An 18,754-nucleotide genomic window follows, 5' to 3' on the forward strand; every position below is an offset into this window, starting at 1 on the left:
CGGCGGGTGCTGAAGCCGCCCGAGACCCCTGCTCGACGCCGTGAACGCGGTCCGGCCCGCCCGGTGGGACACCGGGCGGGCCGGACCTCACGGTCGGCGGTCAGTGGTCAGCAGCGGATGGGGGACAGGGTGAAGTCCTCCACGGTGGGCGTCGTGTTGTTGATCCTCGTCTGACGGGTCTGGGGCTTCCAGCCGTCCTTGGCGACGATGATGCTGAGCGGGTTGTTGCGCCGGTCCATCCAGTAGGCGTACTTCCCGTCGGCGTCGGTGGCGAACGTCCAGGACATCGCCCACGAGTCGACCTGGACGACCGTGCCGGGAAGCGGCGCGATGGCACCCTGGCAGCTACGGCCGGAGACCGTACCCATCAGCTTGCCCCAGCTGGTCGGCGGCTGCGCGATCATCGTGACCGCCACCGGCGGCACGGTGTACGGAGTGTTCTCCTTGATCGCGACCGAGGCCGAGTAGGTGCCGGGCTGGTCCACGTTGGCCGTCATGCCGACGGTGACCGTGACCTTTTCACCCGGCGCCAGGGTGACCTTCGACTTGTCGATGGTCAGCCAGCTCACGTCCGCCGGCCCCTCGGCGCACTCCTCGAGGCCGGGCAGCACCTCGCTGTCCTTCGTGGCGTTGAAGCTGCCCGATGAGCCGCCCACCTTGTAGAAGCCGCACGCCGCGCCACCGCGGTAGCGGGGCGTGTTGGCGTTGGGCAGGTTCGCCCACGAGTCGGTGGCCGGGTCGTACGCGAAGCCGGCGTTGGTGATGGCGCCGCCCTGCGAGCCACCGACGACCAGGAGCTTGCCGTTCGCCACGGCGAACGAGCTGGCCCAGTTGTCGGCCGGAGCGTCCGCGACGGCGGTCCAGGCGTTGGCGCCCGGGTCGAACGCGTAGCTGGACTTCTGCGCGACGGAACCGTCGTTGCCGCCCGTGCAGTAGACGGTGCCCCCGATCCCGCCGCAGGACGCGAACGCCACCGACTTCGGGTAGTTGGGCAGGGTCTCCCAGGCGTCGGTGCCCGGGTCGTAGCGGACCACCGAGTTGGACATCGGCAGGCAGCTGGCCGTGGTGCAGCCGCCGACGGCGTACAGCTTGCCGTCCGCGACGGCCTGACCGGCGGCGGCTCGCGGCGCCGGGTTGTCGGCCTTCCGGGTCCAGGTGTTGGCCGCCGGGTCGTACGACCAGGTGGTGGCGTCCGGTCCGGCGGCGCCCCAGCCGCCGGTGGCGATGATCTTGCCGTCGACGACCCCGACCGTCATGGCGTTGCGGGCGGCGGGGAGGTCGGCGATCGCCGTCCAGGTCTGGGCGATCGGGTCGTACACGTAGTTCTTCGTGCTGGACGTCGTGCCGTCACCGCCGGCGATCGAGTAGATCTTGCCGTCGAGGTTCACCACCCGGTTGTCCATCACGTTGGCCGGGTAGTTGGCGATGCCCGTCCAGGGTGCCGCCTGGGGACCGGCCGGCGCGGCGGCCGCGGTGGCCGACTTGCCGGACGGGCGGGCGGCGAGCGACGTCGGGGTGCTGAGCCGCTGCACCGGCGCGCCGGTCGAGCCGAGCAGCTTCTGCTCGGACAGCTGGGACCCGTCTGCCCGCTGCAACACGAACCCGCCGTCGCGCTCGCTGAACTCGGCGGTGACCGGGGCCCCGCCGGTGTTGGTCACCGTGAAGGTCTTGTTGACCTTGCCGGTGGGCATCCGGACCGTGCCGGTCACCGACGTCGGCTGCACGGACAGCCGGCCCGCGGCGAGCTGGAAGTTCGCCGCCGTCGCCCAGTCCGCCTCGACGTCGACCTGCTTGGTCTGGCTGACGTAGTTGCCGGCCTTGGCGGTGAACGGGTGCTGGCCGGTCAGCGACGAGAACATCCAGTAGAAGCCGTCGGCGAGTTCGGTGTCGTCCGGGGTCGCCACCGTGGTGGCCTTCTCCGCCGGGCGGTCGTCACTCGTGACGGTGGCGCCGTTGACGTAGCCGTTGTCGTTCTTGTCCCGGACGTGGCCGAGCACCAGGCCGCCGTCGACCGGCTTGCAGACGATCTTGCTGCCGATCAGCACGTTGTCGACCTGCCACCACCATTCCCAGGAGGCGTCGTAGTAGTGGAACCGGACCCGGACCTGCGCCTGGCCCGCCGCCTGCGGGATGGGCACCTCGGTGACCCTCGGCCCGCGCACGTCGGCCGCCTGCCGGAGCACGTTGCTCCAGGTGGTGCCGCCGTCGAGGCTGAGGTCGACGTCCGCCCGGTCGGAGCTCAGCCAGTTGAAGTCCTGGTTGAACCGGATCACCGGTGCGGCGACGTCGGTCAGGTTGACGACGGGGCTGACCAGCGAGGTGTCCTGCCGGCCACCGCTGCCGTAGTCGTCGCTGTCGATGATGGCGAACCCGCCGGAGCCACCGGTCAGGTTGCCCCGGTCACCGCTGTCGGTGAACTTCCAGACCTGGCCGGTGCCCGCGTTGTCCACGACGGACCAGCCGTCGGGCACGCTGGTGCCGTCGAAGGTCTCGTACTCGCCGTCGGAGCTGTTGGTGTAGCCCGGCGCCGTGGTGCACGCGTTCGGGTCGGCCGGTACGGCGATGTTGCTGGTGGTGTTGCCCGAGCCGACCACGACCTCCTTGGTCACGGCCGGGTAGCCCGGGTACTGCGACTCGACCTTGAGCCGGTAGGTCGCCCCGGCCGGCAGCTTCAGGCTGTAGCGGCCGTTGGCGGGAGTGGTGTAGTCGGAGACGGGGAGACCCTCGACGCTCACCTTCGCGTAGAGCGGCCAGCCGTGTCCGGAGCCGTCGGTGACCTGACCGCTGACGGTCACGCTCGGCACCGCGGTCAGCGCGACGTTGAGCGTCGTGGTCGCGTTCGTGGTCACCGTCGCCGAGAGCGTCCTGGTCTGGTAGCCGAACGCCGAGACGGTGACCTGGTAGTCGCCGGCCAGCAGCAGCGACGAGTACGTCCCGTCGGCGGCGGTGGTCAGCGAGCGGGTGGCCGCACCGGTCAGGGCGATGGTGGCGCCGGCGATCGGGGCGCCGGTGGCCGAGTCGGTCACCTTGCCCGCCAGGGTGCCGTTGTCACCGATGGGGGCGGCGTTGAGCAGGGCGAGCGCGTCCAGCCGGCCCTCACCGTAGACGTTGTTGTCGTCGGTGGTGCCGCCGCACTGGGTGTCGGCCTTGTCCACCGCCGTGTCGTTCAGCAGCGCGCGGGTCGCCGTGACGTCACCGACCAGGGTGGGCGCCGCCGACCAGAGCAGCGCGATCGTCCCGGCGAGGTGCGGTGCCGCCATCGAGGTGCCGCTGTAGCTGGCGTAGGAGTTGTCCGGGACGCTGGACCGGACGTTGACCCCGGGCGCCGACAGGTTCGGCTTGATCTCGCCGTTCTGCCCGGCCCCGCGGGAGGAGAAGCTGGCGATGTTGTTGTTGATGTCGTAGGCGCCGGCCGAGTAGTTGCTGGCCAGGCTGCCCGGGGAGCCGCTGGTCTGGCAGGCCGGCCCGTTGTTGCCGTTGGACCAGGTGCCGAAGATGCCCGAGGCCGTCCAGGCGTTGGTCACGTCCTCCATGAACGGCTCGGTGGAGGGCAACGTGGTGCCCCACGAGTTGTTGATGATGTTCGGCCGCTTGCTGGCGTCCGGGTTCTGCCCGTTGAGGTCGGTGGGCTCCAGCATCCACTGCCCGGAGGAGACCAGGGCGGCGTCGGTCGGGCAGCACCCGTTGGCGGCGATCCACTTGACCTCGGGGGCGACGCCGATCTGGTTGGCGCCGTCGGAGCCGGCCATGGTGCCCATCGTGTGCGTGCCGTGGCCGTCCTCGTCGCACGGCGCGGTGGCGCAGGTGCCGGCGGCGTCGAACCAGTTGTAGTTGTGGTCGAAGGTGCCGTCACCGTTGTTGCCGCGGTACGAGTTGACCAGCGCCGGGTGGTCGAACTGGACGCCGCTGTCGATGCTGGCCACGGTGATGCCGGCGCCCTTGACCCCGTACTGGGACCAGACGTCGTCGGCGTTGATGTTCGCGATGCCCCACTCCAGGGCGTTCACCGACTTCTCGTCGGTGCCCTTGGTGATCTCTGGGAGCTTGTACTCGACCGGGGCGTAGAGGCCGTCCACCTCGGCGTGGGCGGCGAAGTTCTGCGCCATGGTGAGCGAACCGTCGGTGACCTTGATGGCGTTGGTCGCCCAGAAGGCCTGGTACTTCGCGCCCGAGCGGTCGAGCTCGGCGCGGATCTTCGCCTGGCTGTCGGCGGCGGTCTTCTTCAGCGCGTCCGCGACCGCGGTGCCCCGCTTGGCCCAGTCCTTGACGGCACCGGCCTTGCCCAGGTCGGCCTTGGCGCCGAAGTGGATCCAGAAGTCGCCCTCGGTCTTGCCCTGAAGCTGCCGGGTGAGCTCGGGGCGGATCTTGTCACCGGCGGATGCGCCGGTGACCGTTCCGGTCTGCGCAGCCTGTGCGCCTGTGCCGGTGGCGGCCATGGTGGTCGCGGCGAGAACCAGGGCCGCGCCCGCGCTCACCAGCCGACCGGCCAGGCCCCTCCTGTGTGGACGTCTCAGCATCGGTGCTGCCTCCTCCAGAACGACCCGCGGATGTTCGAGCCATGGCGGAAGGCGCAGGAGTCCCCTCTCCCGTCGGATCGCACCGGTATGAACGAGCCCCCCAAGCCCCCTAGGCGCCGTGCGGGTCTACGCCGGCTGCCTGAGTGGACACTATGATCGACAGGAAAGCGCGATCAAGCACTCTACGTGAGCAACATGTCACCAACAGGCCCCCGTTGGTCGGCCCGGTTGACATTGACTGTCATGGCGATTCTCGAGAGCGGCGATTTCTGCCGCTGGTTGCTCCGGGCGGGGGTGACGGTGTCCGAGAAGGAAACGAGCGGGGCGACCGGTGGCCTCGACCCGGTGGAGCATCCGTTCCCGCTGGTGATCGGGGTGACGTCGGCACCGGCCGAACGGATCCGCCTCACCGAACTCCTCGACGGCGTCGCGCCCCTGCTCCTGGTGGCCGACCTCGACGAACTGCGCAAGCTGCTCGCGCCCGCGGGGGCGCCGGCGGACCTTGACCTCCCGCCACCGGCGCCCCCGGCACCCCCGGCGCCGGACGACACGCTGGTGATCGACGCCGCCCGCTCCACCGCCCGGTGGGGCGACCGGGAGATCGTCCTCACCCGCCTCGAACGCGACCTGCTGGCCTGCCTGACCACCGAGCCGGTCCGGGTCTGGAGCTACGCCGAGCTGCACCGTGCCGTCTGGCACGACGAGGGGCTGCAACACAAGGCGGACGTGCAGTCCCTGGTCAAGCGACTGCGCCGCAAGCTCGACCAGCTGGGCACCGGTGTCACCGTCGTCGCGGTGCGCGGCGTCGGACTCCGGCTGACCGACCACCGGCGTCCCCGCGCGCAGGGCACGGGGCACCCGCCGGGCGGTCGCTAGGCCCGAGCCGCCAGTTGCCGCGTACGTCGTGGAGCGTACGGGCGTACCCGTCCTGCCGTATCTGCACAGCCGTCCCACGACGGATGGCACGCCGCCCGCTCCCTGAAAACATGACTGGTCGATCGACGCGCGTCCCGGCTCGCTGGCGGCGTCCGACCACAAGGGGGCAGCGAATGGCAGCTAATCGAATCAGGAAGGCCGGCGCTGGAGCGTCCGCGGATCTCGGGAACGGCATGGCAGCGTCGCCCGGCGCGGTGCCGGTGCGCGGGCCGCGGGCGGTGGCTGCCCCCGGCCGGCGTTGGGGCTGGTGGGGCATCGTTTTCGTGGTCGCCTTCGTCGCCAGCATCGCCGCCGGAAACGCGCTGAAGGTGGGGGATAGCCTCTACCTGCCCGACGCGTCGGTCGCGCAGTTGCGTGACTTCTATGCCGACAGCGGCGCCGCCGTGCTCGTGCAGTCGGCGTTGCAAGTCCTGGCGGCGGTCGCCCTGTACCGGTTCGGGTGGCGGCTGCGCACGGCCCTGCGCGCGGAGGGCACCCGTGCCGGTGCGGTGATGGGTTGGGCGACCGCGATCACCGCGGGCTCACTGCTCGCCTCCGTGCTGTGCGGGCTCGCCCTGCTGCTGGTCGTGGCGCAGGCCGGCGACACGACCGTCGCCGGTCTCGGCAGGGCCGCGCTGGTACTCGGCGGTGCGGCACACCTGCTCGGCTCCGGCCTGCTGATCACTGCGGCCTCGGCGGTCGCGTGGCGTTCCCACCGGCGGCCACGGTGGGTGTTCGCCTATGGGCGGTTCGTGGGACCGTTGGTGGCGGCCTCCGCCCTCTCCGTCCTGTTGCCGCCGCTCGTCCGGCCGGAGCCGGCGTTCCGGCTGCTCGCGGCGGTCTGGCTCGTCGGCGTGGGCATCGGCGTCCTGCGTAGGGGCCTCGCCGACACCCGCTCCGGCCTGCCGTCGTCTCCTATCGAGGGCCGGGCATGACGTGGCGTCCGTCCCGACTGAGCGCCCGGAGCGGTCCGGCGGCCCGCCTTCGACGAACCCGGGAGGACGGGACGGTGCAGCCCCTAGGCTGGCGGAAGGAGGTGGCAGCGGTGGGTGCTGGCGGTCAGGGCCGGTCGACGGTGCGGCGGAAGCGCCTGCTCCTGGCCGGCCTGCTCGCGGTGGTCGGGTTGATCCTGCTGCTGCTCGGGCTCACCGTCGCCAACGGCGCCGTCGCCGGCGTCGAGGTCGTGCTGGCCCTGCTGCTCCTGATCGGCAGCTACGCGATCCAACACGTGGCCCGCCGCGACACCGTCTACCGGGACGAGCGGCCACGGTGAGCGGGCCGGAGCCGGAACCCCGCTAGGCTGGCCGGCGTGGATCAGGAAGACCGGATCGCGCTGTTCCTCGACTACGAGAACCTGGCGCTGGGTGTGCGCGACCACCATGGTGGCCGGGCGTTCGATTTCCGCCCGATCGCCGACGCTCTCGCGGAGCGCGGCCGGGTGGTGGTGCGCCGGGCCTACGCGGACTGGTCGTACTTCGACGAGGACCGGCGGATGCTCACCCGCTCGCACGTCGAGCTCATCGAGATACCGCAGCGGATGGGCGCGTCGCGGAAGAACGCGGCCGACATCAAGATGGCCGTCGACGCCGTCGAGCTGGCCTTCGAGCGGGGGTACATCTCCACGTTCGTGATCTGCACCGGGGACAGCGACTTCACGCCGCTGGTGCACAAGCTCCGCGAGCTCAACAAGCGGGTGATCGGGGTCGGCGTGGAGAATTCCACCTCGGCGCTGCTGCCGCCCGCCTGCGACGAGTTCCTCTTCTACGACCGCCTCGAAGGGGTCGACGTGCCGCCGGCGGCCGGCCGCCGGGGTCGGGGGGCCCGCCCGGCCGAGCCCGAGACGTCGCCGCCGGCCGAGCTGCCGGCGGAGCCGCCGGCCGAGGCCCCGCCGGCCGGGGAGGAGCCCGCGCGGGACGTCGACACGCTCGCCGTGCTGGTGGCGCAGACCGTGGCCGGCATGCAGGGCAGCTCCAGCGGCGAGGTGACCGCCTCCGGGCTGAAGCGCACCCTGCTGCGCAAGGACCCGACGTTCAGCGAGTCCGACTACGGCTTCCGTACCTTCGGGGAACTGCTGCGCCACCTGGCCGGGCACAACGTCATCGAGCTCGCCGCGGGGCCCGCCAAGGGCGACCCGGAGGTGTCGCTGCCCGAGCGGGGCGACCGGGAGGTGGCCTTCGCGCTGCTGCGGTCGGTGGTGGTGGACCTGGCCGGCGAGGGCGGCGCGGTGGCGCTGTCCGGGCTGAAGGACCAGCTCCGCCGGGCGCGGCCGGACTTCAGCGAGAAGAAGCTCGGCTACCGCAGCTTCCTCCAGTTCTGCAAGGCGGCCGCCACGAGCGGCGCGGTGGCGCTGCGGTGGAGCCCGGAGGCCGAGGACTACCTGCTCACCCCGCAGACCCCCTGACGGCCGGTGCCGCCCCCGTTCAGGTCCGGCGGCACAGCAGCGGGTCGAGCACCGGGAGCCGGAGCGGATCCAGGCAGACGCCCGCCATCGTGGGGTTGCTCGGGGACGGCGAGCCGGTCGGCGTCACCGTCGGGCTCGCGGTCGGCGCCACCGCCGGGGGTGGGCTCCCGGTCGGGCTCGCCGCCGGGGGAGGGGGCGCCGGCGCGGTCGCCGGGGGCGTCGTGGCGCGCGAGGGCGCCGGCAGCACGATCGGCGCCGTGCCGACCCGGGCCGGGGTTCCGGCGAGAGCCGGGCGCCGGGCGCCGTCGGCCGGCCGGGGAAACCGGGTGGGCTGGCCGGCCGGCGGCCGGGTCGCGGCGTCGTCGGGCTGGCCGGGTGCGCGCAGGACCGGGTCCGGTGCGAGGTCGTCGTCGGGTCCCGCGGCGGGACCGTCCGTGGCCGCCCCCGCCGGGCGCACCGGACCGGCCGTGGCTGGCCAGGTGCCGGCGGCCGCCATCCCGAGGAGCACCGCGACCGCCACGGCGCCGGCCGCGACCAGGCGCTCCGGACGCCGCCGTTCCGCCGGGGCGTCCGCGACGCCGAGCGGTCGCGGCGGTCGCGGCCGGGCGGCACGGTGCGCGGCCAGCAGCCCGTCGAGCTGCGTGACGACCGCGTCGCGGCCCCCCGTGGCGGCGGCGTACGCGAGCGTGAGGTAGAAGCGGAAGTTCGCCGCGCCGGCGGCCGGCACCCGCAGCCCGGCCGGGCGCCGGCCGTCACCGGGGTGCAGCAGGGTGACCGGCAGGTCGGGGTGGTGCCCGAGGCCGAGCAGGTCACCGTGGGCCCACTCGCGCCGGCCGGCCGGCCCGGTGAACGCGACCCGCCGGTCGGTCACCACGGCGGCGCCGGTGTCGACCACCCGCAGCCCGGCCGGGAGCGCGCCGTCGGCCGGGTCGAGCAGCTCGGCGGTCAGCGCCGGATCCGGCGCGGGGAGCCCGGGCAGGTGCCGGGCCTCCGCCTCGACCAGCTCCACGACCGGCACGATGCGGTAGACCACCTCACCGTCGTCGAGCTCGACCGGCAGGTCGGTGCCGGGGAGGGTGCACCCGTGGAACCCGGTCGCCTCGATCACGAGCCGTTCCAGGTGCTCGGTGCGCCGGCGCCACGTCCGGGCCGCCGCCTCGTACGCACGCCGCCGGCGCTCGTTCTCGCGCCGCGTCCATGCGATCTGCCGTCCCAGCTCGGGGTGACGCCCGGCCGGGGTGGACCGTTTCGTCGTCACGCCCGGTACAACGTCCTCCACGGAGGGTGGACACGTGAGGGCGGCTATCGTCCGCTTTGGCACCGGTACGTCCGTGCGACAATCCGCACATGGCGCAGATCGTCCAGTTGCTGGCCTCGCCGGTGCACCGCTACGTGGGCCGGCCGGCCGACGGCCCGGCCCCGGCGCCGCCGGGCGAACTGGTCGAGGAGGTCCGGATCCGGGCCGGCCTGGGCATCGTCGGCGACCGCTACTTCGGCCGGCCGGCGCACCGGGAGGCGAGCGTGACCTTGATCGCGCAGGAGTCGCTGCCTCCCGGCGCCGACCTCACCCAGGTCCGGCGCAACGTGCTGACCCACGGCATCGCCGTGGACGAGCTGGTCGGCCTGGTGCTCACCCTGGACTCCGGGGACGGGCCGGTCCGCCTGCGGGTCCACCGGGCCGCGCCGCCCTGCGCCTGGCTGGACGTCACCGTCGCGCCGGGCACCTGGAAGGCGCTGCGCGGCCGGGGCGGCGTCCGCTGCGCCCCGCTCACCGACGGCGTCCTGCGGGTCGGGCCGGTCGAGGTGACCGTCGACTCCTGACCGGGTTCGGGAACTTTCCGGCCCCGCCGGCCGACCAACGTGCGGCCCTCCGGTCGGCGGCGGGGTGACGAGGAGGACGTCGGGATGAACCGAGCGGGGCTCGCGCCCGTACCGTCGATCGTGACGGTGGTGGACCGGCGGGCCGGTCGCGGATGAGCCCCGAGGCCGACGACGAGCAGGTGACCCGGTGGGCGCAGCGGGCCGGCCGGGGCGACCAGCAGGCCGCCGCCGCGTTCGTCCGGGCCCTCCAGGGCCCGGTGTGGCGGTTCCTCGCGCACCTGGCCGGCCCCGCCGAGGCCGACGACCTGACCCAGGAGACGTTCCTGCGCGCGCTGCGCGGCCTGCCCGGTTTCGCCGGCCGGTCCGCGGCCCGCACCTGGGTGTTCACCATCGCCCGCCGGGTCGCCGTGGACCACGTCCGGGCCGCGACGGCACGCCCCCGGGTGGCCGCGCTGCCGGACTGGCAGGCCGCCGCCGAGGCGGCCGGGGCGGTCACCCCGGGCGGGGACGAGACGGTGACCCTGCGCGGGCTCATCGCCGGGTTGGCCCCGGAGCGGCGGGAGGCGTTCGTCGCCACGCAGGTGCTCGGCCTCTCCTACGCCGAGGCGGCCGAGGTGTGCGGGTGCCCGGTCGGCACCATCCGGTCCCGGGTCGCCCGGGCCCGCGAGGACCTGGTCGCCGCCTGGCAGGCCGACGCCCGGCCCAGCCGGGTGGTCTGACCGCGCCGGCCGGTCAGGCGGCCCGGCGGTCGCGGGCCTGCGCGGCGTACGGCCCGCCCGGCAGCAGCCGCAGCGGGGCGGGCTCGGACGGCTCCTCGGTGCGCAGCGCCCAGCGCGACCCGGCCGACCGGCCTTGCCGGGGCGGCGTGCCGCCCGGACGCCAGCGGGGCCGGGCGAGCAGCACCATCACCACCCAGCCGACCAGCAGGAAGCCGTGGCTGACCAGCCGCTGCACCGCCACCTGCCCGGTGATCAGGTCGTTCACCGACAGCAGCACCAGGGTGGCGACGAACGCGCTGAGCATCGGCAGCAGCCCCGCCGGGGCGGACCGCCGCAGCGCCACGTAGAGGAAGCCGGCGCCCACCGCCACGTTCCAGGCGGCCGACTCGTGCCAGAGGTGCTGGCCGGTGGTGTGCGCGTGGTCGATCACGGCCTCCCGGCCCACCTGGGCCAGGCCGAGCACGAGCTGCACCGCGCCGAGCAACCCGAGCACCCCGCGCAGCCCGAGCGCCGCGCGCTCCGGCCACCCGGGCCGGGCCGGCGGCGCCGCGGCGAGCACCGCGTCGACCAGATCGGGCACCGGCGGGGCCAGCTGGGTACGGGCCCGCCGGGTCACCGCGACGGCTGCCTCGAACCAGCCCCGGCAGCCGGCGCAGCCGGCCAGGTGCGCCTCGGCCGCCGCGCTCTCCGACCGGGTCGTCTCCCCGTCCAGCTGCGCCGACAGGATCTCCCGCCACTGCTCACACGCCATGTACAGGTAGTCGTCCGCACCGGCCGCCTGGTTCCCGACGCCGGTCCGCGGGATGCCGAGCGTGCGGCATGGCCCGGTGGGCCCGCGCCGACGAAGGGCGTGACCGGGTACGCCGGGCGGCGGGCGGCTGTGCCATGGTGGGCGCTCCGGGCCGCGTGGCGCGTGCCCCGACCGGGAGGGAGCGGCCATGGGGGAGGGCTCGTCGGGGCCGCTGCACGGGGTCCTTGTCGCCGACTTCTCCCGCATCCTGGCCGGGCCGTACGCGACCATGCTCCTCGCCGACCTGGGCGCCGACGTGGTCAAGGTGGAGGCGCCGGGCGGCGACGACACCCGGACCTGGCAGCCGCCGGTCCGCGACGGGGTCTCGACCTACTACCTCGCGGTCAACCGCAACAAGCGTTCGCTGGTGCTCGACCTCGCCGATCCCGACGACGCGGTGCTGGCCCGCCGCCTCGCCGCCCGGGCCGACGTCATGATCCAGAACTTCCGGCCCGGCGCGCTGCGCCGCTTCGGCCTCGACCACGACACCGTCACCGCCGCCAACCCCCGCCTCGTGTACGCCTCGATCAGTGGGTTCGGCGCGGCCGGCGGCGCGGACCTGCCCGGCTACGACCTCATGGTGCAGGCGGCCTCCGGGCTGATGAGCCTGACCGGGGCGGCGGACGGCCCGCCGTACAAGGCCGGGGTGGCGGTCTTCGACGTGATCGCCGGGCTGCACGCGGCGGTCGGGATCCTGGCCGCGCTGCACCACCGGGCAGCCACCGGTGTCGGGCAGCACGTGGAGGTCGACCTGCTCTCCTCGGCCCTGTCCGGGCTGGTCAACCACACCAGCGCGCACATCGCCGGGGGAGTGGTGCCGCACCGGATGGGCAACGCCCACCCGAGCATCGTGCCCTACGAGCCGCTGCCCACGGCCGACGGTGAGCTGGTGGTGATCGCCGGCAACGACGGGCAGTTCCGCACGCTGTGCCAGGTGCTCGGCCTGCCCGGGCTGCCCGACGACCCGCGGTTCCGGCGCAACCAGGACCGCACCGCGCACCGCGACGCGCTGCGATCGTTGCTGGTGGCCGCCCTGGCCCGGCGGACCAGCGCCGAGTGGTTCCGCGAGCTGCGCGCGGCGGGCGTGCCGTGCAGCCCGATCAACACGGTCGCCGGCGGGCTGGCCCTGGCCGACGGGCTCGGCCTCGACCCGGTGGTCACGGTCGGCGGCGTGCCGGGGGTGCGCCACCCGATCGGGCTGTCGGCCACCCCGCCCCGCTACGACCTGCCGCCACCGGGGCTGGACGAGCACGGCGCCGAGCTGCGCGCCTGGTTGGCCGGGTGAGCGGTCAGGCGTCGCGGCGGCCAGCAGATCGTCGACCGGCCCGATGACGGTCTCCGCCGCGCCGGCGGGTCCGGCGCATGGTCGCGAAGGTGACTGAGCCGGTGTGCCGCGGAGGACTAGCCTCCGCCCATGGAAGCCCTCTTCCGCTTCGCTCAGGTCAGGCAACCACTGAGGACGGACGCTCCCGAGGCGATCGACCTGAGTGCCGACACGGAGCTGCAACGGCAACTGGCCGCGGTCGCGGCCGAACCGGACTCCCTCGCCCGGATGAAGCGCCTGGCAGCGGAGTTCGCCGCCGGTCCGCACTACGTGACCGGGGAGGAGACGACGGGCGTCGTCGGCGCGACCCGCGCCGTGAGCGAGGCGCTCGCCCGGTCGGAGCCGGATCTCGACCTAGCGGACCTCCTGGGCCGCCCGGTCGCCGACTTCCTGGCGGACCCGCAGACCGTGGCGGGCGTCGCCGACATCAAGGACAGCATCCTGGTCATCAAGCTGCTGCCCGCCGAACACCGACGCCCGATCGCCCGTCTCGTCGACGCGTTGCGCGTGCACGACTACATCGCCTCCGGCGCGGAGCGCCTGTTGCGGACCGTACGCCTGCCGGAGTGGTTCGGACGCGGGCCCCGACCGGCGTCGCCACCCAGGGACCCGGGCACGATCAAGGACCGGCTGGCAGAGTTGGCGGCCCGGCACGAGGCCGTCGACGCGGCGATCGCCGAGCTCGCGGCCGTGCCCGCGACCGGCTTCCGGCGTACTCCCCAGCGGGAGTACCCGCAGGTGCTGCCGCCGGACAACCTGCGACCGCAGGCGCTCTTCGAGCGTGACCTGACGATCCGCCGCAAGGAACTCGAGCTGCCGCTGCGGCTGGCGGAGCTGCCGTCGCCGGCGCCCGGCATTCCGGTGCAGCCCGGTGCCCAGATCGCGATCAGCGGACGGCCGGGGTTCCTGCCCATGACGGACCCGGTCGGGGTGCGGCTCGACCCGACCGCCGTCGACCGGCTCGGCGGTGGCACCAGGGGGACCCTCCGAAACCTTGGGATCGACCCGGCCGACCACCTGCCCGACATCGTCTCCGCTCTGCTGCGGGAGCGACGCGCGTTGCACGAGTCCGCTCAGGGCCTGGTGGGGGAGCTGTTGCCCCGCGCCAGCTGGTGGCGACGCGGCGACGTCGTCGTCGCCCGCGCCAACGGCCTGCTCGCTGATGTTCGTCGCCGCTCCCCGAGGGGCCTGCTCGACCTCTTCGAGCACGCGGAGAACGCGCCCGCTCCGGAGGCGGTCCCGCACACCCACGCCGACCTGGGACCCGCCGGCGTCATGGACCTGTACGTCGTGCGCCAGCAGCTCAAGGGCTACGTGCGTGACGAGATCGCGTACGTCGAGAACGTGATGCGCAGCGAGTCGCGGGACCGGACCCGGCGCACCCGGACGGAGACGGAGAGCATCTTCGTCCAGGAGCGGGAGCGGGAGAACGAGCAGAGCAGCTCCCTGACGACGACCGATCGCTTCGAGTTGCAGCGCGAGACACAGTCGCTGCTGCAGGAGCGCTCCGACGTCAAAGGGTCGCTCACGGTCTCCGGCAGCTACGGCCCGACCGTGGACTTCCAGGCCAGCGCCGACGCCGCGTGGACGCGCAGCACGGAGGAGAGTGAGTCCTCGGCGAGCACCATGGCCCGCGAGGTGACCCAGACCGCCGCGGAGCGGACCGCCGAGCGCATCCTCACCCGGGAGACCCGCCGCACCACCACCGAGGTGGAGGAGACCGACCGGCACACGTTCGACAACACGCTCGGCGCCGAGCATGTGGTGGGCGTGTACCAGTGGCTGACCAAGATCTACGAGGCTCAGGTCTACAACTACGGCAGGCGGACGCTGTACGACGTGCTGGTGCCCGAGCCGGGAGCGCAGCTCATCGAGGCGTTCCGCCGCTCCCGGGCCGAGGTCGTCGAGATCGTCGAGCCGGTGCCGTTCTCGGTGCGCCCGGAGGAGCTGCATCCCGACACCTACCAGACCTTCGCGGCGCTGTACGGGGCCACCGGCATCAAGCCCCCGCCGCAGCCGTTCGCCACCGAGGCGTACGACTTCCACACCGGTGGGGAGGAGTCGACCCAGGAGTTCACGGACTCGACCAGGGTGAAGGTGCCCGACGGGTACCGGGCGGTGCAGGCCTCGGTGGGCGTCGTCACCACCATCTGGGACGGCTGGTGTGTCGATGTGGTGGTGGGCCGGCGCGCACACCGGTTCGGCGAGGGATCCGCGTGGGTGTGGATCACGGACCTGGACGGCGAGACCGACGCCGTCCCGTTCGCGCTGACCACCGACAAGGTCGGGCACATCGCGTGCGCCGTCGAGGTCACCTGCGCCGCGACGCCCCGCGCGATGGCCGTGTGGCAGCACGAGACCCATGCCCAACTGGTGGAGGCCTACCGCTCGCGGCTGTCCGAGTACGAGGCGAAGGTGGCCACCCTGGAGGCGACGGCGCCGCCGGTGATCGTGAGCCGGGAGGCGTACCGCAACCGGGCCACGATGGTCGACGAGCTCAAGCGCTTGTGCGTCACGCTCCTGACCGAACAGCACTTCGAGCTGTTCGACGCCACGACGACCGGCCCGGACGGGCTGCCCCGGATCCGCTTCGACCAGGCCGGCCTGGAGGGCGCGTACGTGCGCTTCTTCGAGCAGGCCTTCGAGTGGGAGAACATGTCCTGGGTGTGCTACCCGTACTTCTGGGGGCGGCGCTCGACCTGGCTGGAGCGCCTCGACATCCGCGACGGCGATCTGGAGTTCGAGGACTTCCTCAAGGCGGGCTACGCGCGGCTCGTACTGCCGGTCCGGCCCGGATTCGAGTCCGCCGTGGACCATTTCCGCAAGACCGGCGACCCGTGGGAGGGCGGCCCGCTCCCGACGGTCAGCGACGACACCTACCTGCCGATCGCCGACGAGATCGCGGAACGGCTGGGAATGCCCGGCACGGAGGTCCCCGTCGGGGAGCCGTGGGAGGTGCGGGTGCCCACGAGCATCATGCACCTGCGCACGGCGGAGGGGTTGCCGCGCTGGACGAGACAGGCGGACGGGCACTGGGTTCCTGACGAGGAGCCGTGAGGTGCTCCGCGACGGCGCCACGTACCCGTCGATGCCCTCGCTGGCCGGCGCACTCGCGTTCACCGGCCGGTTGATCCCGGCGGACGGTCTCGCCCGCGTCACCATCACGGACAACTCGCTGAAGGTCTCCTGGACCTGGACCATCCGCGCGGGGCGGGCGAGCGCGAAGCGGTGGAAGGAGCTGGGCATCCCGCCGGTCGTGTGGCACTGGATGCCGCCGTCCGGCGGCCCGGCGAGGGTGACATACCCCCAGTCACCCGAGTTCCGGCGCCCGGTCCTGCTGATGGCGCTGGCGCGGGACGTCACCGTGGAGGTACGCCGGGACCGGCAGTCGTTCACCGCGTTCCGTGTCGAGCGGCCCCGGTCGCCGTTCTCCGCGGTCACCACGTCACCCGGGCCCGCCTGCCAGTGCCACCCGTCGCATCACCAGCGCAGGCCGGTGTCCGACCTGCGCCAGGAGGTCCTCGACCCCGACACCATGCTGTGCGACCTCACGCCCCAGGTCACGGTCTTCCGGAATCAGGACCCCCGGGTGTCGCCGTCGTTCGACGATCCGCAGTCGATTCTCGCGGCGATGGGCACTCCGTACGTGCTCGTCTCGGGCACCGACGAGACCGTCCCGATCGAGGCGGGCGACCTGGGCAGGGTCGCCGACCGGATGGCGACGAGCCTCGGCTACGTCTCGAAGCGGATTCTGCCGCCCGGGTTGCTGATCGTGCCGCAGCCCACCGGCGTGGTGATCCAGTCCTGGGAGGGCCGCTTCCAGGTGCAGGTCACGATCAAGGACCCGGACAAGCCCGCCGCGTACGCCTACTGGGCTGGCTGCCACGGCTCGGCCAGTCTGATCGTCATCCAGCATGACGACAACGTCACCGTGACCGCCCAGGCCGGGCCGAACGCCGTCGCGCGGGCAACGTACATCTACGCCCGCAAGGTGCCGCACGACTCGGTTCCGCGGCAGGGTGCGCACCTCGACGGCGACCCGAAGACCTACCATCGCCACGAGCTGCCCGACCGGACCGGGTTCCTGTCGGTGCTCCAGCTCATGATCGAGGTGCCGCTCAGCTTCGTCCCCGTCATCGGCGACCTCTACGAGCTCGGCCAGCTCGCGTTCATGATGGCGACCGGGCGGGACTTCTGGGGCAACCGCGTCACCTCCAATGAGATCATCCTGTACGGCACCCTGTCGGCCGTGTCCGTCGGCGCGACGGCCTACGTGCGCCTGGGCAGGAGTTCGGCGCGGCTCAGCCAGGAGCTCGCCCGCATCGAAGGACTCACGGCCGACCTGCGCCGGATCGTGGACGACGTCGACGGTCCGGCCCGGTCCGGTTCGCTGCTCAAACGGCTCAAGAGCCTGCCTGAGCCGCAGCAGGAAAAGCTCGTCAAGATGCTGGAGAGCGCCGCCGCGAACCCTCGCGCGGCGGCTGCGAGCCTGGCCAAGGGCGTCCGGGACGTGCTGCAGGAGGCGAAGAAGGCCTCGAAGCAGGCCGAGGACCTCCTCGACCTCGACGTGCACGCGCTGTTCACCGAGGACATGGCGTCGTTCGCCAACTCGATGCTGCGCTGGGAGTACGACGACTACCTCGTCCGGGTGGCCCGCATCAAGAAGGACCCGAAGGCGCCGCTGGACTGGTTGCTCGGCACGAAACGCGAGTGGGTCGACGCCTACCTCAAGGCGCACCTGGGCGACGACTACCGCGCCGTCATCAAGGCGGCTCACGGCAGGCTGCCGGGCCAGGTGACCCTCACGTCGGCCATGCTGGGCCACTACGACAACGTGGCCAGAATGGGCATCAACCAGTACAACAAGATGCAGAACCAGGTCCGCAAGGTGTCCGGCTTCGGGTACCTCTTCGAGCTGGACCACATCATCGAGCAGCGCTTCATCCGGCGGCTCCGCGAGTGGACCGAGGCCGTGCCGGAATACCTGGCCTTCCAGGCGTTCCTGGTGCCCAAGAACGCCGCCGTCGCCGCCGAGATGATCCGCGTCGACCCGTCCTCGCACGTGATCCGCTACGTCCACCAGGCGAAGACCGACCTCATGCGGACCCTCATCCCGCACGGGTCCGAGGGCCTCTTCACCGTGCAACAGGTCGCGGACGCGACGCTGTTCACCCTGAAGTCGCTGGACGCGCACACCTACGTGAAGACGATCGACGTGCTGGAGGAGGACTTCCGCTTCCTCGCGGAGGCCCTCGGGCAGAAGATGCCCCGACTCCGGCCGTGGGACGAACTCACCGAGGACCTCTTCACCGCGGCCAACGGCTGGCCGCAGGCGAAGTAGACCGGATGCCGCCGGCGCCGTTCCTGCTCACCGCGAGGCGTGGGCGTCGCAACGCACCGAGTTCAGCTCCCGGCCGCGGGCATCCGTGCGATAGCTTGTGGCGCCATGGGATCCGTGGACCTGGTTCTGGCCGTCGTGGTCGCCGCGGCCAACCTGGCCGTCGCCGCCGTGCTGCTCGCCAGGAGCCGTGGCGGCACGGTGGTGCCCCGGATCGTCGGCCGCCCGCAGCCCTTCCCACGCCTGCGGGCCGCGATGCACGCCTGCCTCGGGCTCGGGATGGGCGTCGGCTGGCTCGTCAAGGACATCTTCCCGCCCCACTCCATGGGCGACACGGTGGTGTTCAACGTGACAAGGATCCTGCTGGTGGCTGGCCTCGTCACCGCCCTGCTGGGCGCCTTCAAGCACGCGCGAGCAGACCATGAGCGAGGCCGGGGGCACGCCAACGCCACCATCATCAAACGTGTCGAGGGCTGACCGGACGGGTGCGGGCGGGTCAGTCCGCAATGCCGGTGAAGCCGGTCACGTGCTCGGCCCGCAGCCGGACCAGCAGCTCGCCGGGCACGGCGTTGCGCCGGCCGTAATCCTCGGCGCGGTCGGCGCCCATGTAGCGGGCGGCGATCCGGGTGGACCAGGGAAGTGACTCAGCCGGGTCCTCGCTGATCGTCACCGGGCCCCGGACGGTGACGAACGCGTAGGGCGGGTGCTCCTCGTCGACGGTCAGCGCCGCCCGGGGGTCACGGAGCAGGTTGCGCCCCTTCACGCTGCCGCCGCCGGTGTTGAAGACGAGGTCGTCGCCGTCGAGCACGAACCAGATCGGGGCCACGTGCGGAGAGCCGTCGGCCCGCACGGTGGCCAGCTTCCCCGTCCGGGTGCCGGCGGTGACGAAGGCCCGCCACTGGTCGTCGCTCATCCGCTGTGCCATGCGG

The 18,754-nt window shown here is 72.9% G+C and carries 14 protein-coding genes; 10 read left to right on the forward strand and 4 right to left on the reverse strand.

The features are described from left to right. Positions 1 to 107: 107 nt before the first annotated feature. Entirely contained in the window at positions 108 to 4,517 is a 4,410-nt protein-coding gene (locus tag ABZ452_RS20865) for a S8 family serine peptidase (RefSeq protein WP_357945247.1), read from the reverse strand. A gap of 243 nt (positions 4,518 to 4,760) precedes the next feature. Between ABZ452_RS20865 and ABZ452_RS20870 the strand changes: the two genes are divergently transcribed. From ABZ452_RS20870 to ABZ452_RS20885, 4 genes are all read left to right on the forward strand, one after another. After that, entirely contained in the window at positions 4,761 to 5,393 is a 633-nt protein-coding gene (locus tag ABZ452_RS20870) for a winged helix-turn-helix domain-containing protein (protein ID WP_357945250.1), read from the forward strand. Positions 5,394 to 5,716: 323 nt separating this feature from the next. Further along, positions 5,717 to 6,367 (forward strand): hypothetical protein, encoded by a 651-nt coding sequence (locus ABZ452_RS20875; protein WP_357945252.1) that lies wholly within the window; start codon positions 5,717 to 5,719, stop codon positions 6,365 to 6,367. A 110-nt stretch (positions 6,368 to 6,477) separates the two neighbouring features. Beyond that, positions 6,478 to 6,705 (forward strand): hypothetical protein, encoded by a 228-nt coding sequence (locus tag ABZ452_RS20880; protein ID WP_357945255.1) that lies wholly within the window; start codon positions 6,478 to 6,480, stop codon positions 6,703 to 6,705. A gap of 36 nt (positions 6,706 to 6,741) precedes the next feature. Next, positions 6,742 to 7,833 carry a PIN domain-containing protein gene (locus ABZ452_RS20885; protein ID WP_357945257.1) on the forward strand — a complete coding sequence of 364 codons (1,092 nt, stop codon included), beginning with the start codon at positions 6,742 to 6,744 and terminating at the stop codon, positions 7,831 to 7,833. 19 nt (positions 7,834 to 7,852) lie between these two features. Here ABZ452_RS20885 and ABZ452_RS20890 read toward each other — a convergent pair whose 3' ends face one another. Then, complete coding sequence (locus ABZ452_RS20890; protein WP_357945260.1) at positions 7,853 to 9,091, reverse strand: hypothetical protein; 1,239 nt, start codon at positions 9,089 to 9,091, stop codon at positions 7,853 to 7,855. Positions 9,092 to 9,180: 89 nt separating this feature from the next. On the opposite strand from ABZ452_RS20890, the gene ABZ452_RS20895 reads away from it, so the two are divergent. Beyond that, complete coding sequence (locus ABZ452_RS20895) at positions 9,181 to 9,654, forward strand: molybdenum cofactor biosysynthesis protein (RefSeq protein ID WP_357945262.1); 474 nt, start codon at positions 9,181 to 9,183, stop codon at positions 9,652 to 9,654. Positions 9,655 to 9,806: 152 nt separating this feature from the next. Then, positions 9,807 to 10,373: a sigma-70 family RNA polymerase sigma factor gene (locus ABZ452_RS20900; RefSeq protein ID WP_357945265.1), complete on the forward strand. Its 567-nt coding sequence runs from the start codon at positions 9,807 to 9,809 to the stop codon at positions 10,371 to 10,373. A 13-nt stretch (positions 10,374 to 10,386) separates the two neighbouring features. Here ABZ452_RS20900 and ABZ452_RS20905 read toward each other — a convergent pair whose 3' ends face one another. Continuing rightward, the gene (locus ABZ452_RS20905) at positions 10,387 to 11,124 is read right to left on the reverse strand and encodes a zf-HC2 domain-containing protein (protein WP_357945268.1); all 738 of its coding nucleotides are present in this window, start codon (positions 11,122 to 11,124) and stop codon (positions 10,387 to 10,389) included. 187 nt (positions 11,125 to 11,311) lie between these two features. Between ABZ452_RS20905 and ABZ452_RS20910 the strand changes: the two genes are divergently transcribed. The 4 genes from ABZ452_RS20910 to ABZ452_RS20925 all read left to right on the forward strand — a co-directional run bounded on the left by ABZ452_RS20910 (position 11,312) and on the right by ABZ452_RS20925 (position 18,302). After that, the gene (locus ABZ452_RS20910; RefSeq protein ID WP_357945271.1) at positions 11,312 to 12,448 is read left to right on the forward strand and encodes a CoA transferase; all 1,137 of its coding nucleotides are present in this window, start codon (positions 11,312 to 11,314) and stop codon (positions 12,446 to 12,448) included. A gap of 129 nt (positions 12,449 to 12,577) precedes the next feature. Next, entirely contained in the window at positions 12,578 to 15,544 is a 2,967-nt protein-coding gene (locus tag ABZ452_RS20915; RefSeq protein WP_357945273.1) for a hypothetical protein, read from the forward strand. A 1-nt stretch (position 15,545) separates the two neighbouring features. After that, positions 15,546 to 17,828 (forward strand): hypothetical protein, encoded by a 2,283-nt coding sequence (locus ABZ452_RS20920; RefSeq protein WP_357945276.1) that lies wholly within the window; start codon positions 15,546 to 15,548, stop codon positions 17,826 to 17,828. A gap of 105 nt (positions 17,829 to 17,933) precedes the next feature. Continuing rightward, the gene (locus ABZ452_RS20925) at positions 17,934 to 18,302 is read left to right on the forward strand and encodes a hypothetical protein (RefSeq protein ID WP_357945279.1); all 369 of its coding nucleotides are present in this window, start codon (positions 17,934 to 17,936) and stop codon (positions 18,300 to 18,302) included. Between the two features lie 19 nt (positions 18,303 to 18,321). Here ABZ452_RS20925 and ABZ452_RS20930 read toward each other — a convergent pair whose 3' ends face one another. Further along, positions 18,322 to 18,750: a PPOX class F420-dependent oxidoreductase gene (locus tag ABZ452_RS20930; protein ID WP_357945283.1), complete on the reverse strand. Its 429-nt coding sequence runs from the start codon at positions 18,748 to 18,750 to the stop codon at positions 18,322 to 18,324. Positions 18,751 to 18,754: the final 4 nt, after the last annotated feature.

The sequence above is a fragment of the Micromonospora sp. NPDC005707 genome (assembly GCF_040631005.1).
GTDB lineage: Bacteria > Actinomycetota > Actinomycetes > Mycobacteriales > Micromonosporaceae > Micromonospora.

Bases quoted from the DNA above. Each gene is read 5' to 3' on its own strand.
- ABZ452_RS20925 (WP_357945279.1), top strand. From the start codon at position 17,934: ATGGGATCCGTGGACCTGGTTCTGGCCGTCGTGGTCGCCGCGGCCAAC.
- ABZ452_RS20930 (WP_357945283.1), bottom strand. From the start codon at position 18,750: ATGGCACAGCGGATGAGCGACGACCAGTGGCGGGCCTTCGTCACCGCC.
- ABZ452_RS20870 (WP_357945250.1), top strand. From the start codon at position 4,761: ATGGCGATTCTCGAGAGCGGCGATTTCTGCCGCTGGTTGCTCCGGGCG.
- ABZ452_RS20895 (WP_357945262.1), top strand. From the start codon at position 9,181: ATGGCGCAGATCGTCCAGTTGCTGGCCTCGCCGGTGCACCGCTACGTG.
- ABZ452_RS20915 (WP_357945273.1), top strand. From the start codon at position 12,578: ATGGAAGCCCTCTTCCGCTTCGCTCAGGTCAGGCAACCACTGAGGACG.
- ABZ452_RS20900 (WP_357945265.1), top strand. From the start codon at position 9,807: ATGAGCCCCGAGGCCGACGACGAGCAGGTGACCCGGTGGGCGCAGCGG.
- ABZ452_RS20865 (WP_357945247.1), bottom strand. From the start codon at position 4,517: ATGCTGAGACGTCCACACAGGAGGGGCCTGGCCGGTCGGCTGGTGAGC.
- ABZ452_RS20905 (WP_357945268.1), bottom strand. From the start codon at position 11,124: ATGGCGTGTGAGCAGTGGCGGGAGATCCTGTCGGCGCAGCTGGACGGG.
- ABZ452_RS20910 (WP_357945271.1), top strand. From the start codon at position 11,312: ATGGGGGAGGGCTCGTCGGGGCCGCTGCACGGGGTCCTTGTCGCCGAC.